Origin of the sequence: Bdellovibrio bacteriovorus (assembly GCF_001592755.1) — a bacterium.
Taxonomy (GTDB): domain Bacteria; phylum Bdellovibrionota; class Bdellovibrionia; order Bdellovibrionales; family Bdellovibrionaceae; genus Bdellovibrio; species Bdellovibrio bacteriovorus_E.
On the sequence record NZ_LUKF01000001.1, the window covers coordinates 1 to 13,325 of the forward strand.

The 13,325-nt window shown below is 44.2% G+C and carries 13 protein-coding genes; 6 read left to right on the forward strand and 7 right to left on the reverse strand.

Annotated features, from left to right (window positions below; genetic code table 11):
* Nucleotides 1-33: 33 nt before the first annotated feature.
* Nucleotides 34-528 carry a hypothetical protein gene (locus AZI85_RS00005; RefSeq protein ID WP_063242173.1) on the reverse strand — a complete coding sequence of 165 codons (495 nt, stop codon included), beginning with the start codon at nt 526-528 and terminating at the stop codon, nt 34-36.
* A 232-nt stretch (nt 529-760) separates the two neighbouring features.
* Between AZI85_RS00005 and AZI85_RS00010 the strand changes: the two genes are divergently transcribed.
* Nucleotides 761-1,219: a hypothetical protein gene (locus AZI85_RS00010; RefSeq protein WP_063242174.1), complete on the forward strand. Its 459-nt coding sequence runs from the start codon at nt 761-763 to the stop codon at nt 1,217-1,219.
* 46 nt (nt 1,220-1,265) lie between these two features.
* Here the strand turns inward: AZI85_RS00010 and AZI85_RS00015 are convergent, their stop codons facing one another.
* Nucleotides 1,266-2,099 (reverse strand): flagellin, encoded by an 834-nt coding sequence (locus AZI85_RS00015; protein WP_063242175.1) that lies wholly within the window; start codon nt 2,097-2,099, stop codon nt 1,266-1,268.
* A 195-nt stretch (nt 2,100-2,294) separates the two neighbouring features.
* A complete protein-coding gene (locus tag AZI85_RS00020) occupies nt 2,295-2,798 on the reverse strand; it encodes a hypothetical protein (RefSeq protein ID WP_063242176.1) in 504 nt (167 codons plus the stop codon).
* A gap of 257 nt (nt 2,799-3,055) precedes the next feature.
* On the opposite strand from AZI85_RS00020, the gene AZI85_RS00025 reads away from it, so the two are divergent.
* The gene (locus AZI85_RS00025; RefSeq protein WP_063242177.1) at nt 3,056-3,406 is read left to right on the forward strand and encodes a DUF1622 domain-containing protein; all 351 of its coding nucleotides are present in this window, start codon (nt 3,056-3,058) and stop codon (nt 3,404-3,406) included.
* A 33-nt stretch (nt 3,407-3,439) separates the two neighbouring features.
* Here AZI85_RS00025 and AZI85_RS00030 read toward each other — a convergent pair whose 3' ends face one another.
* Complete coding sequence (locus AZI85_RS00030) at nt 3,440-4,624, reverse strand: KamA family radical SAM protein (protein ID WP_063242621.1); 1,185 nt, start codon at nt 4,622-4,624, stop codon at nt 3,440-3,442.
* Nucleotides 4,625-4,942: 318 nt separating this feature from the next.
* On the opposite strand from AZI85_RS00030, the gene AZI85_RS00035 reads away from it, so the two are divergent.
* From AZI85_RS00035 to AZI85_RS00045, 3 genes are all read left to right on the forward strand, one after another.
* Nucleotides 4,943-6,316, forward strand: coding sequence for a hypothetical protein (locus AZI85_RS00035; protein ID WP_063242178.1), 1,374 nt, complete (start codon nt 4,943-4,945; stop codon nt 6,314-6,316).
* A 69-nt stretch (nt 6,317-6,385) separates the two neighbouring features.
* Nucleotides 6,386-7,414, forward strand: a complete 1,029-nt coding sequence (locus AZI85_RS00040) for a hypothetical protein (RefSeq protein ID WP_063242179.1) — start codon at nt 6,386-6,388, stop codon at nt 7,412-7,414.
* Nucleotides 7,411-8,397, forward strand: a complete 987-nt coding sequence (locus AZI85_RS00045) for a hypothetical protein (RefSeq protein ID WP_063242180.1) — start codon at nt 7,411-7,413, stop codon at nt 8,395-8,397. Before AZI85_RS00040 ends, AZI85_RS00045 begins: the two co-directional genes overlap by 4 nt.
* A gap of 77 nt (nt 8,398-8,474) precedes the next feature.
* Here the strand turns inward: AZI85_RS00045 and AZI85_RS17590 are convergent, their stop codons facing one another.
* From AZI85_RS17590 to AZI85_RS00055, 3 genes are read right to left on the reverse strand one after another with little or no spacing between them, the layout of a single operon-like run.
* Complete coding sequence (locus AZI85_RS17590; RefSeq protein ID WP_155723861.1) at nt 8,475-8,828, reverse strand: hypothetical protein; 354 nt, start codon at nt 8,826-8,828, stop codon at nt 8,475-8,477.
* Between the two features lie 52 nt (nt 8,829-8,880).
* Nucleotides 8,881-10,296 carry a hypothetical protein gene (locus tag AZI85_RS00050; protein ID WP_063242181.1) on the reverse strand — a complete coding sequence of 472 codons (1,416 nt, stop codon included), beginning with the start codon at nt 10,294-10,296 and terminating at the stop codon, nt 8,881-8,883.
* A gap of 11 nt (nt 10,297-10,307) precedes the next feature.
* Nucleotides 10,308-10,925: a co-chaperone GroES gene (locus AZI85_RS00055; RefSeq protein ID WP_253720718.1), complete on the reverse strand. Its 618-nt coding sequence runs from the start codon at nt 10,923-10,925 to the stop codon at nt 10,308-10,310.
* 135 nt (nt 10,926-11,060) lie between these two features.
* Here AZI85_RS00055 and AZI85_RS00060 point away from each other — a divergent pair, with 135 nt between their 5' ends.
* On the forward strand, nt 11,061-13,325 hold the full coding sequence (locus tag AZI85_RS00060) for a transglycosylase domain-containing protein (protein ID WP_253720719.1): 2,265 nt from the start codon (nt 11,061-11,063) through the stop codon (nt 13,323-13,325).

Here is a 13,325-nt window from a genome sequence, read left to right on the forward strand (position 1 = left end):
ATTAAAAAAGCCCGGCTTTCGCTGGGCTTTTTTTTATTCACAAGGTCCTTCGTATCTATCGTTTTGAATCAGGTGACCGCGGGTTTCTCTGAACCAGCTTTGCACCTGCACCGCTTCTCCTTCTAAAAGGTCTCCATCTCCGGATCCACCACCTTGATCGATGACTTGCACGTAGTGAGTCAGCTCATGCACCAATGAATCTACCGGCGTTCGCGGATGTTTATAGGACGCGCGTTTATTCATAAGATAAATCGTGTTGGTATTGCCATCGTAAACATTTAAGAAAAAATCAGGGCGAAGGCCCCACCATTTTTCCATGGCATCTTGAAATACAACCAACTCTGTTTGGCTTTCAATTTTAAGATTTACTGTGCCTGTCTTGGTGCTCTTCATTCGATTGCGGACGACTTTAAGCAAGCACTCTTTGTTGTCCTGAAGTTTGTCGGCATCCCAGTATTCCGTGTTTTGAGCAAAGCTTGTGCTTCCGACTAGAAGAATCATTAAAAGCGAACTTACAGATTTTAACATGGGCACCTCATTGAAAACCAAAGACTCTTGGTAGCGGATTGCAAAGGGTTGGCCATGAAACTTGCGCTTGTTTGTCACTTTAATGAGTGCTCAGCACAAGAATCAGCAGCCAAGTCCGCTTAGCGCGGTTCTTTGTCAAAAATATCGACAGACTTTATTTGGAGCCCGCGCAAAGTCTTGGTGAAACTCAACGGGCGTTGCTCGTGCTCGTTCGGGACTGTAATCTTGAAGTATGAAAACACTTAAGCACGTCGTACTGATAGTTCTAGTTCTTTTACCATCACTCTCTTTTTCTGCACCCGCAGGATTTTTTCTGACCAATACGAAAGAGATCACCGAAGACATGGTTAAATTTCACTATATGTCTAGCGATGGAACCTTTGAACTAAAATGTGCGCATGTTTTTGATAAGCCTGATGCCCATGATTGGGATGTTTGGTGCGGCAAAGGAACCAAGTGGTTGCGCCAGTTCCGGGTGCACTTCTTAGTAAGACAATATCAAGGAAGGGATGCGCAGAAATCGGCTTTTGAAGTTTTGTATTGGGTGATAGATCGCGATCAAAAGACGCCGAAATTTTCTTCAACATCGTCTTGGATTCAATTTAACAATCCGTCAAAACTAGAAATTATGAGATTCAGCCAAGGTGTTGAAAACGACTACGCTTACCTGACGGTTGAACTTAAGCCATAAAAAAAGGGATGACCGCTTTCACGGCCATCCCCCACGGAGAAATCAATTAGCCAATCAGTTTTAATGCCAATTGGTTGGCTTGGTTTGCTTGCGACAACACGGAAGTTCCCGCCTGCAATAAAATATTGTTTCGAACCATTTCACTGGAAGCCGCGGCGATGTCGGTATCACGAATACGGCTGTTTGCTGCTGACAAGTTTTCTTGAGTAACACCCAAATTATCTACGGTTGAAGTCAGACGATTTTGCAAAGCTCCCAAATAAGCGCGTGTGCCACTGACATTTGTTTGTGCATCATCAAGACGAGCCAGTGCTTCTTGTGCACCTTCTTTCGAAGAAAAATCAATTCCATCCAACCCCAGAGCATCGATCGTCGCCGCGTGTTTACCGGCATCAAAGGAAATCCGATCTGCAAAATCATCATTGCCGATGCCCACTTGAAAATCGAACTTAGGAGCAGAGCCATCAAGAAGCTTCGTCGTTCCCCAGGTCGTCGACTTCGCAATACGCTGCATTTCATCTTTAAGCTGGGTAACTTCTTTGTTAAGCATACCGCGCTCAGTTTCGCCCACTGTATCGGAAGCTGCTTGGATTCCCAATTCACGTAAGCGCACTATGATGTTGCCGATTTCGTTTAAGCCACCCTCTGCTGTTTGAATCAGGGAAATACCATCGTTCGCATTTCGTTGGGCTTGAGATGCAGAGCGGATCTGTGCTTTTAATCTTTCGGAGATAGCTAAGCCTGCAGCATCATCTGCGGCCTTATTGATACGACTGCCTGAAGATAACTTCGCCATAGAATCATTGATAGCTCGTTGCGAACCTACCAAGTTTCTTTGTGCATTCAGTGCAGCGATATTTGTCGTAATTCTCATTCCCATAAGTTCCTCGAAGTGGCGTGATAAATTTTTCGGTAATCACGATGGGAACTTCACAAGACTATGGGATAAATTTAGAAAGACATAGCAAACACAGGATTGTTGTAAAGGACGAGTCCTGCGCAAGATTGATTCACCGATCTGTTTCGAGGTGAGATTTTCCTCCCAGGAAGCCCAGGAGGAAAATCACTTCATTGTTTATCTTGGCTGAACAACATCGCAAGTTGGGAAAGTGAAGTTCTTGAAGAAAGAAGTTCCACCTTCACCACGAGTGATTACCACTTGTGTAGAAATTGTTCTTGGAACAGTTACGTCACGAGTTCCCCACTCTGTGCAAACTGGTGTTTGCTCGCCAGAACCTTCAAAGCGTAAACACTCTGGAGCTTCGTAAGTGCGAGGCGCTGTTTTGTGAACTGTTTCATAACGAGCGCAAACCCAGTCTGTGATCGGGCCACCACCTTCACCTTCAGGAATGTTTCTTTTTACTGGAACAAGCTCGGCACACTCTCTTGTTGCGCTGATGGCTCTGATCTCATAGTCCGTCATGCAGGCATTTGACAAAGAGATGCCATGCAAATTGTAACCGTGTTCTACGACAGCATCGCGATCCGCGAAGATCTGGCTCCAGGAACTTCCAGAATGAACGGCGAACGCACTTGAAGAAATAACCAATGTTAATAGAGAAACAAATACTGATTTCATAAAATACCTTTTTTCTGTTGTTTTAGTGTTTTTCAAAATTGCGCAACAGCCATGGAATGTTCCGCAAAATTTCCGGTAACGTAGCGGAACACTCCGCGAACAGTCTAAATACAAAATTGTAATTGTGATTCAGCAGCTAAAAGAAAGTGTGTCGTCTGAACGTACCCAGAAAAGAAGTGTTGAATTAAAGATTTTCAATTCAGAAATTTGCGCGACACTGAAAGCACTCCTATACCGGAAAGTTGGAGGATGCCTTTATGGTTCACGAGAACATACAACAAGTTGCTGTGGCCTTTGAGCTTGCGGGCATTGGCACCATTATTATCGGCGCCCTTTATGCGACGGCAAAATATACTAAAAATTATTTCTCTAAAGATCCTCAAGCTTACCGTCATTATCGTAGCGGCTTGGGAAATGCGATTTTGTTGGGTTTGGAGCTGTTAGTAGCAGGTGACATCATCGGAACGGTGGCTGTAGAGCCGACTTACCAAAACGTGGGAGTCCTGGGCCTTATCGTCTTGATCCGAACTTTTTTAAGCTGGTCTTTGAGTGTCGAGATCCATGGACGCTGGCCATGGCAAGAGACGGATTCAGAACCTAAAGATTAAGTCGGCATAGAGTGCTTGCGCGGCACTCCCGATCTAAAGAGATTTTGAATTCTTAAGTGCGTGCCATTCTTCTTCGTATAAAGAAACATTCGGCTTTTTAATTTTTTCAGGAGCGGGGCTCACGTACTCGGCTTTTACTCCGTCCCAACCGACATAGTGACGAGTCAAACCTTCTTGCCCCACTTCAAAATTTGGCACTAAATAAGTTTTACCGCCGCCGTTTGGAATATCTAACGAAAGATTCGGCATCGCTAACCCAGACAGATGTCCCCATAATTCTTTTTGAATCTCTAAAGAATCCTCAACAGAAGTTCGCAAGTGATCTGTTCCAATGGAAGGATCGCATTGAAACATGTAATAAGGTTTTACTCTGAGATAAAGCAAACGACGATTCAATGCTTGCACAATGGCCGGGTGATTGTTGATTCCGTTAAGCAACACCATTTGATTCATCACCGGCACACCGTTATCCACGAATCTTTCCAAGGCCTCAACGGCTTCTGCTGTAAGTTCACGAGGATGATTAAAGTGCGACATTAGAAATACCGGTTTGTGTTTCTTAAGTATCTTCACTAGATCATCTGTCACACGCATCGGGCAAACCACGGGCATGCGTGAACCAATGCGAATGATTTCGATATGCTCGATATTTCTTAGGTCCGTTAGAACACGATCTAGTTGCGCATCACTGACAGTCAAAGGATCTCCGCCAGAAAGAATCACTTCGCGAAGGCCCGTGTGTTTGCGGATGTAGTTCAATGCTTGTTCGTATTCTTCGCTTTTAATGAAGGCTTGCTCTTGTCCTGTGAAGTGCTTGCGCGTGCAGAAGCGGCAGTAGACGCTGCAAATATCCGTGATTAAGAATAGTGCGCGATCGGAATAGCGATGAATCACGCGAGGTGCTGGACTATTTCGCTTCTCTCCTAAAGGATCGAGCATCTGTTGCAGACCCTCTTCGATTTCGTATTTTTGCGGCATTAAGATCTGACGGATCGAATCTCCCGGTTCACCGGCAAGGCTTGCGTAATAAGGCGTTGTACGAATATTGAAAAGCTCTTTCCCACCTTGAAAAGCTGTCCGTTCTTCCTCTGAAAGAGCGAAGTGTTTTTCGAAATCAGTTTGTGTTTTCAAGCTATTACGAAGCTGCCAGGTCCAATTATTCCAATCAGACTGGGAAACATGCTCTGGCTTAGGGCTTCGAGGGAAATGAAACTTCATCGTCGTGGTTATGAATGAAACTGAGTTAATAGGCAAGACGTCTTATAAAAGTGACGTGAATGGGCGCTTTCAGGGTGTTTTTCGAAGTTGGCGGTCGTCAGCTCTAAATCACTGATTTCAGGTGTTTTTTTAGCCTTCTCAGGGTGGGACACCAGAAGTTTTACAGAGAGCCACTTGCGATTCCCTATTCTCAACATGAGAACCCTTTGAAATTTTCATCACTTACGTCCTCTGGCACGAAGCCCTCGAGTTGGCGCGGCCCTCGCTTTACATCAGGTTAGGAAAAAGGGTCTGGAAGACCCATATATAGGAGGACTTATGAAAACTTTCACTTACCCAACACACAAATGGGTCTTAACGGCGACACTGCTCGCTGTGCTAGGTTTGAATGTATCTTTCAATTCTCACACTGCGGGAGTGGCATCTGCTGACTTCGCCTCTACAGAAGGTGAAGGCATCACGCCATCAAAAATCTACACCGCCGACGGTGTGGTCCCAGTTAAATACATTGATAACGGTGAAGACAAAGTCCTCGCGTTAGTTCCAAAGAAAATGACAGAAGGAAAAGCCTGCGACTCTTGCGGCTATGAATCCTATCCATTAAGTGTAAAAAACAAAGAAGACATCGACAGCTTGAACGTCGCATTGATGAAAGCCATCGGCGCCCGCTTGACGACTCAAGAGAAACCGAAGGCGGAGGCGACGCAGGAAGTGGAAGCTTCGGGTGATGCCAAGATCAATCCATTTGCATCTTTGGAAAAATGTGACGACAAGAAAAGCAATTCTGATGTGCTTTCTTGCCGCACTACTAAATATATCCGCATCCTTAAATCAAACGCGAAGTCGATCAATAAAGAAGACGCGTACGACTACTACAAAGAAAATATTGAATCTTTAATCTTGAACGAAATCGCTGAATCTCGCCGCATCGTAAACGGCCAAAGAAGAGCATCCGTAATGCCAGGCCAATGGAGCTTCTTTAGCGAATCTGATTCCGCGATGAAAGATCCTGCGGCAATGCGTGACGAAGCACTTAAACTTGTACGCGAGTTGATCAGCGGTGTTCCGGGCAAATTCGAAGACGTAAGAAGAAGATTGATTTCTGCCGAGTCGGAAATGATCCGCGCAGAAGCTCTTGAACTACAACAAACATATGTTCAAGCTCGAGACACTAAAGATCCATATCTTGGAAACTACTTGTTCAACGAAGGTAACTACCGTAGAGCAGATCTTGAGTCATTGTTGAACAACGTACTAAACCAAACACAAATGGGTCTTGAAGGTTTGAAATCTTCTGAAGCAAGTGCGACTTTGAAGAATCAGTATATGACTGAGATCAACTCGTACATCCAAAAAATCTACAACGGCATGAATACAGACGTTTACAACTTCATGGGAGCTGGCATCGGCGCAGGCACAACAGTACTTCCAGGTGTAAGCTTAGATTCTCGCCTACAAAACCCAGGGCGCATGGGAACAACGACGACAGTAGTTCCAGGCGTTTCAACAAGAACAGGAGCAAACCTAACAGTTTCCCCTGGAATCGTAGTCCAGCCACAAGTTACAACTGTTCCTGGCACTACACTACCGAACTTCCTGCCACAAACTAACAACGGCGTAAGCTTCGGCACTGTAAATCCGATCTCTCCCCAATCACTACAACAAAGACTCGACATCCGCGGCAGATTCTAAGAAGAGCAAAAATTGAACCGATCCTCCAACGGGCTCACGAAGAGCCCGTTTCCTATAAGGAGTGCAACCATGAAAAAAGTTATTATCACTACAAGCGTAATAGCTGTTTTGATGGGCTGCTCTTTTTCAAAAAAAGACGCTAAGTTTCAGACAGAATCAAATACCAAAGAAAAAGCTGCAATCGTAGACCTGCAATCGGCAATTAAGTTTTTGAACGAACAGGAACTCACGGCCTTTCTTAATAATACAGAATCTTCAAAATTGAACACGCCATTTTCAAACGGGCAAACATCGGTTGAAGTAGCAATTCAAAGAGGAAATATTTCAATTTTAAATCTTCTTCTAGCTCGTGGCGCATCGCCTTTAGTAGAAAACTCTGTAACAGGATTTAGTCCCTATCAAACTGCTCTAAAGAATGAAACTAGAAATCAGCTTGATTTATCCATGAAGCTAGCTATGGACAGTTCTGTTAGAAAAATGAATCAAAATTTAGTTAGGCTGCTCAGCCAAAACGACTATTCCGCCTTTTTGGATAACTACTCTCAAAAAAATATTTCGTGCTCTACAGCGCTAGTGGCGCTGATCGAAAGAAAAAATTCATTTTTGCAAACCACTATTCCAGATCAAATTGTGGAAAAAGTTCTGAGCACAGGAAATTGTTCGAAGAATGCTACTCTTTTAAATATGGAGGACGCGGTAAAAAAAGAACTGAAAGCGCAGATTCGTTCGAGATTTCGGAACATGACGATTCTTAAATTCCTTTCCAAGAATGCAGGTTCCCCGATTACATTTATAGTTGAGCTTCAACATGGTAAATCATATCACTTCAGTACCGCATCAGTTCTTGTCTGGGCGTCCCTCAAGAATAATTTACAGCTAGACAAAGAGGTCTCACAGCTTAAAGAGTTATTCCCCACGCCCGGCAACTCTGCCGCACTAGTATCGTACCGCGATTCAAAAATTGACTTGGCTGAGCACTCAATTTCTTTTGAAGAAATAAAGTCAATGGACACTGATTTCATTGAAGCCATTGAAGTCTTATATTCTGAGTTTGAAGAAAGCTTTCAGTACACTATTGAAAGCGAGGCGGCAGAATGATTCGATACTGTGCTACAATTCTTACTTTACTATTAATTTCAGGTTGCTCTTTCAAAAAGGGCGACACTCTTGGTTCTGACTCTACCCGCAAAGAACAGCTATTTAAAACCGTAGACGAAGGAACTATCGAAGCATTAAACGACCAACTGAAAAACTATCCTTCCGAAGAAGTAAAATCGATGCAACTCAATGGCTCCACTCTTCTTGAACATGCATTCGAACGTGGAAACCCAGAGATCCTAAGACTATTATATTCCCATGGAGCTTCTGCATTCACGACGCATTCTAGTTTGAAACCTTATGAAAGAATTGATGAATTCGATCAAGATACAGCGATGCCCACAATTAACTGGCTGACGAACAAGTATCAATCAATTATGGCTTTATCGAATCCACACAACATCTTATCGTCATTCGCCGAAATGGGAGCTTCTTGTACCGATCTTTTAAATGTTCACGCATGGGAAAGTTTTAAATATCAGAATCAGGAAAATTCCACAAAAATCATTGAGGTCATGAATCTACCCGAATGCAAAAGTAGCATTTCTATCAGCAGGCATTCTTTCTGGGTTCAAACAGAGATTTTTGCCCTAATTAAAAACAAAACAAGATCTCTCGATTACCTTTACTTCTTACAGACACTCAAGGATTTTAGAAGCTTCAAAATAGATCTGAAAAAACAGGAAACCAGAGTAACTATGAGTCCATCTTCTTTGTTTAAAATTTTGTTGAACGACGAACCGTTTGGTCTAAACTTGGCCAACGAAATTCGCATTAAGCAAATTCTAAATCTTTTTCCTGAAGATAAGATGCTTAGTGTTCAAAAAAGCACTTCAGGTTCTTTACCCCTAAACAAAATCGAAGTTCTTATTAGCGAATCCAATTTGAGCGAAGTCCGTGACACCATCAAACCGATGCTAGTCGAGAATTTTTTAGCTATAGGCAGAAACTGTTTTTCACTATGTATTCAGAGACTGGAATAACGATGAACTATTCCTAATTCAAACGACCTAAAAATCTAACGCAACTGCTTACTGCCACGGTGGCAGTGAAACTCTATTCAAAGAATCATTCCGACAATTTCAAAAAAACCAATCAAAGATAAAAACCGGCGAAGCCCAGAAAAAAACACCAGCTCCAATTCGGGATTATTTGTTCCTAGAGAATGGAATTTGACTACAGCAAGATTTGCAAGGGAGATTTCCTTTTCCATCTCCGAAGAGAGGCCTTCAGCGGGGCAGGATGCCCGAACCGGCAAAGCCGGCGCTGACGAGCCAGGATGGCGTGCCGAACGAAGCGAGATGGAAAAGGAAATCTCCCTTGCAAATCCCCCGCTCGAAGCCAATCCCTCCGAAAAAGACAAAAAAAATCCCGAGGGACTTTCGTCCCTCGGGCCCTGCTCACCACCAAACAAGATGTAATCATTTAGTCATCAAGCTGTCGTACAAGTTGCAATCAAGTTGTTATCAAAAGCTGATGGCGGCTTTAGATGCAAATCCAAATGTAAAACTATTCTCTAAACCGTCGTTGCCATTCTTAAAGGCATCACCCGGGAAGAGAAGACCGACTTGATTCACCCACTGAATTCTTTCAGATGGTCTGTAAATCACTTCGATATCCCATTCTAGGCCCAGATCTTTTGAAGAATCAACAGAGTTTTTTACGACATTAGAAATTTGTGCCCACACGAGTGTGTTGCGAACATCCACTTTTTCATTCCATGCGTAGTTCACTGAAGGTGCAACGTAGATTGTGTTGCTCACAAGTTCATCATCCGCAGAGTTTCCAACATTCGCAGAATTTCCCGCCGTTGCATCTGCTTGAGAAACATCTGTACGGTACGCATTCGTGTTCAAGAAATCTTTTCTGCCCAAACGGTGATTGAAAAGAAGCATTGCGGGTCCGTAGTTGCGGTTGAAAGCATAACCACTGAACTCTGTTGATGAAGGATCATCACCAGTCGCCATACCTAACATCAATTTGTAATCCCATTTAGATTCGTTCTTTTGGCTGTAAACTTCAGCCGCGATACCGAAACCGTTTACGCTGACGTCTTCTGTGCCTTTTGTCACACCAGACTCACCGCTTTGGAAACCAGCTTCCAATTTGAAACCGAAAGCATCAAAGCCACGACCCAATACGAAGTTCGTTCTTTGAATATTCATATCAGAGTTCACGCTGTCGCCGCCCATTGCAGCTACTTGTCCATCGGTGTAAGCCAAAACTTCTTTTACGCCTTTAACATTTTCTTGATAAACGCCAAGCAAAGATTTGTTCTCTTCACTTTCATATTGAAGTTGGAAACCCATTGTAGAGATTGTTCCACCCTGACCGTAACCGCTGGATTGTTTGCGGCTTAATTGCGGCATGAAGAACCAGTCACCTACTACGATTTTGTAAGCAATCATATCGCGAGTGTCATACCAGTGATCAAAAGCACCTTTACCCGCGTTGTAAGTCATTCCCAAACCGAATTCGAAGGGAGCACGACCGACGATCAAAGCGCCGTATTCTTGGTTCACATTCAAGTAAAGTTGGCTGACTTTCAAATCAACAGAACCTTCGTTCGTCGAAGTCGCTGTGCCTTGCGCGTTTTGATTCAATCCCCAGATTTCACCTACTTGCGAGTTCGGATATTGCGAACTGTTCAAAACATCGAAGCGAGAAATGATGTTTACACCATCAGCCGCGATGATTTTTGGGCTCAAGTAAAGATAGTTCAAACCATAGGCTTTTCTTTCAGAAGGTGAACCCAAAGATGGTTTATCCACTTCAGTCCATTCTGCGCGGTAGCCCCCGCTCCAATCCAAACTCATGGCGTTGGCCGTTGTGGACAAAAGCGCCACCGAAAGACCCAATGCTTTCAAAAGATTCTTATTCATTTTCATTCCTTTTATTTTGCGACCACGCCAAGGACATCCCCCTCGCGAAGGATGATGAGGTCTTCGTTTTGAATTTTGATTTTATTGCCCGCGTATTCCGAGAAGATCACTTTATCGCCGACAACAACGTCCATCGGCTTCAAATGACCTTTTTTGCTCATGTGACCGCGACCGACAGCAACGACCTGACCTTGTAGATTGCCAGAAGTGTCTGCCACCGTATCCGGGATATACAATCCACCTGGAGTCATTTTCTCGGCTCCAGAAAGTTGCACGATCAAACGATCATCCAACGGAGTCACGAAATTGCTAAGATCCAAGTTTTTCGCTGACGCTTTTTCTTTCACCAAGTGAGAAGCTTTCGGCGCAGAAGCGACTTTCGCAGGAGCTTTAGCCGTTTTCTTAACAGCAGCAGGTTTCGCTGCTTTTTTGGGAGCGACCTTCTTAGGAGCTGCTTTCTTCACTACGGCCTTTTTTGCCGGAGCTTTTTTCGCCGCCGTTTTTTTAGCGGGACTTTTCTTAGCCGGAGCAGATTTTTTAGTTACTTTTTTAGGAGTTTTTTTAGAAGCGGTCTTTTTGACGACCTTTTTAACATTGGCTTTTTTAGCAGAAGCTTTCTTCTTAGCCACAACCAATCCTTTCGTTCAAACAAGCTTAGGAAAATTTAAATTTCGCTCATTTGCTTCAGAGAGAGTTTTGCACTACTCTTAACATATATGTTGCGACCACGATTAAAGACTATTTTAATTGCTTTTACAATCCTTGTGACGCTTGTAATCATCTCTGGCCTTGGTGTTGGCGTCTATGCCTACATCACGCTGGAAAAAGAACTGACGGAAAAGTTGGAATCTAAAAAGTTCATCGTTCCGACAGAATTCTATGCGGCCCCACCCACATTTTACGCTCACAGTTTGATACAGATTTCTGAAGTAGAAAAACAGCTTCTGCGCCAAAATTATCGTCGCCGCGACTATGATCAACGCATTCTTCCCGGAGATTACTTCATCGCCAATCGAGAGCAGTGTGCGGCCCGCTTGCAAGTGGGTTTGAATGAAAATCAAGAGGCCTGCATCGGTTGGGTGACATTAGATACGCCTACCGCCGACGTGGACAGCTCTTTGCAGATTCTTGTCGTACAAAAAGATCGTTTGATCTCGCAAATTTTTAAAGGGGCCCCGTTTGTCGAGATGACAGAAGCTCATGCCGAAGCTCCCCTGCTTGCCCAATACATTGGCAACGAACCTTTGATGCAGAAGACGGTGACATTGGGTGAAGTTCCCCCGATGTGCCTGAATGCGATCATGGCAATTGAAGACGCTCAATTTTTGGAGCATGGCGGAGTCAGCATTAAAGGCATCTTCCGTGCGCTGGTAAAAAATATTGCGGCGGGACGAAGAGCTCAAGGTGGTAGCACCATCACTCAACAGCTCGTAAAAAACTACTTCTTAACAAGTGAAAGAACTCTGAAAAGAAAATTTCAAGAGTTCGTGATGTCCATCCTGTTGGAATCGCGCTTTTCAAAAGATCAGATTCTTGAAACCTATCTGAATGTCATTTACATGGGACAAAACGGAGCGTTTCAAGTTCGCGGGTACGGTTCAGCAGCTCGTTACTATTTCGGAAAAGAGATCGCCGATCTAAACCTCAGCGAATGCTCTTTGATGGCCGCGATCGTGAATAGCCCGGGCTTATACAATCCCTTCCGAAAACCTGAAAACGCAGAACGCCGTCGCCATTTGGTTCTGGAAAAAATGCAAGGTCTTCAGTTCATCTCTAAAGACGAAGCCGATGCCGCAGATCGTTTACCACTCCCAGGAGAACCAAGAACGCAAGCCTCTGAAACTGCACCTTACTATCTAGATGCAGTTCGCAAACAACTGCTTTCGCAAAACATCAATCCAGAAGGGCTAAAGATTTACACCGCCCTAGATTTAGAAGCGCAAGACGTGGCCCAAATTTCCTTGCGCGGCCACTTAGACAATCTCGAAAAGAATAACAAATACATCAAAGGTCTTCGCGAAAAAGGCAACAGCCTTGAAGGGAGTGTGCTAGTTGCAAACAACGTCACCGGCCTTGTAAGTGTCGTCGTCGGCGGCCGTAACTATCGCATGACTCAATTCAATCGCGCTATCGACGGACACCGCCAAATCGGTTCGATCATGAAGCCCTTCGTGTATTTGACAGCTCTTTTGAATCAAACCCCTGAGGGCCAACCTTATACACCGATCACCTTGTTGAACGATGAAAAATTCAACTATAAATATGAAGGCCAAGCTTGGTCGCCGGTCAATTACGGGAAGCAGTATTTCGGCCAAGTTCCGATGTTTTATGCATTGAAGAACTCTTTAAATGCGGCGACAGCGGCCTTAGGTATCGCCGTCGGATTAGGAAATGTGATTGATGTCACTCACACCATGGGCGTGACGTCAGAACTGAAATCCTTCCCCGCGATGACTTTGGGAGCCTTCGAGATGTATCCGAAGGAAGTTCTGCAAAGTTACATGACGTTTGCAAACATGGGACAAAAACAAAAAATCTCTTTTGTTCGTCGTGCTCTGAATTCTGATGGCGTAGAAGTCTTCGCTCATCAAATAAATCCAGAGCCCACAGTAGATCCCGCGGCCGTCGCAAGTCTTGTCGGAATGATGAAGCAAACTGTCCTGTCAGGAACGGCTCGCTCGATTACTCTCAGTGGATTCCAAAACCCCGCTGCCGGAAAAACAGGAACAACAAGCGATAACAAAGATGCTTGGTTTGCTGGGTTTACTCCCTATCTGACAACGGTGGTTTGGGTTGGCTATGACAACAACCTTCCGCACCGATTAACGGGTTCGAGTGGAGCTGTGCCTGTATGGACGCAATTCATGAAAAAAATCGGGACGCGCTTCCCGGCCGATGATTTCCCTTGGCCCGAAAACACGAAGAAAGTGCTTTTGGATCAAAGCACTTTGGAATCTTTAAATGCATTTAAAGAAAATGATCCGACCGAAGTTGAACTGATTTTTGACGCCGAAAAAGCGCCGAACTGA

What these genes read in the sequence shown, in the direction of transcription:
- AZI85_RS00005 (WP_063242173.1), bottom strand. Translation starts at nt 528, where the DNA reads ATGTTAAAATCTGTAAGTTCGCTTTTAATGATTCTTCTAGTCGGAAGC.
- AZI85_RS00010 (WP_063242174.1), top strand. Translation starts at nt 761, where the DNA reads ATGAAAACACTTAAGCACGTCGTACTGATAGTTCTAGTTCTTTTACCA.
- AZI85_RS00015 (WP_063242175.1), bottom strand. Translation starts at nt 2,099, where the DNA reads ATGGGAATGAGAATTACGACAAATATCGCTGCACTGAATGCACAAAGA.
- AZI85_RS00020 (WP_063242176.1), bottom strand. Translation starts at nt 2,798, where the DNA reads ATGAAATCAGTATTTGTTTCTCTATTAACATTGGTTATTTCTTCAAGT.
- AZI85_RS00025 (WP_063242177.1), top strand. Translation starts at nt 3,056, where the DNA reads ATGGTTCACGAGAACATACAACAAGTTGCTGTGGCCTTTGAGCTTGCG.
- AZI85_RS00030 (WP_063242621.1), bottom strand. Translation starts at nt 4,624, where the DNA reads ATGAAGTTTCATTTCCCTCGAAGCCCTAAGCCAGAGCATGTTTCCCAG.
- AZI85_RS00035 (WP_063242178.1), top strand. Translation starts at nt 4,943, where the DNA reads ATGAAAACTTTCACTTACCCAACACACAAATGGGTCTTAACGGCGACA.
- AZI85_RS00040 (WP_063242179.1), top strand. Translation starts at nt 6,386, where the DNA reads ATGAAAAAAGTTATTATCACTACAAGCGTAATAGCTGTTTTGATGGGC.
- AZI85_RS00045 (WP_063242180.1), top strand. Translation starts at nt 7,411, where the DNA reads ATGATTCGATACTGTGCTACAATTCTTACTTTACTATTAATTTCAGGT.
- AZI85_RS00050 (WP_063242181.1), bottom strand. Translation starts at nt 10,296, where the DNA reads ATGAATAAGAATCTTTTGAAAGCATTGGGTCTTTCGGTGGCGCTTTTG.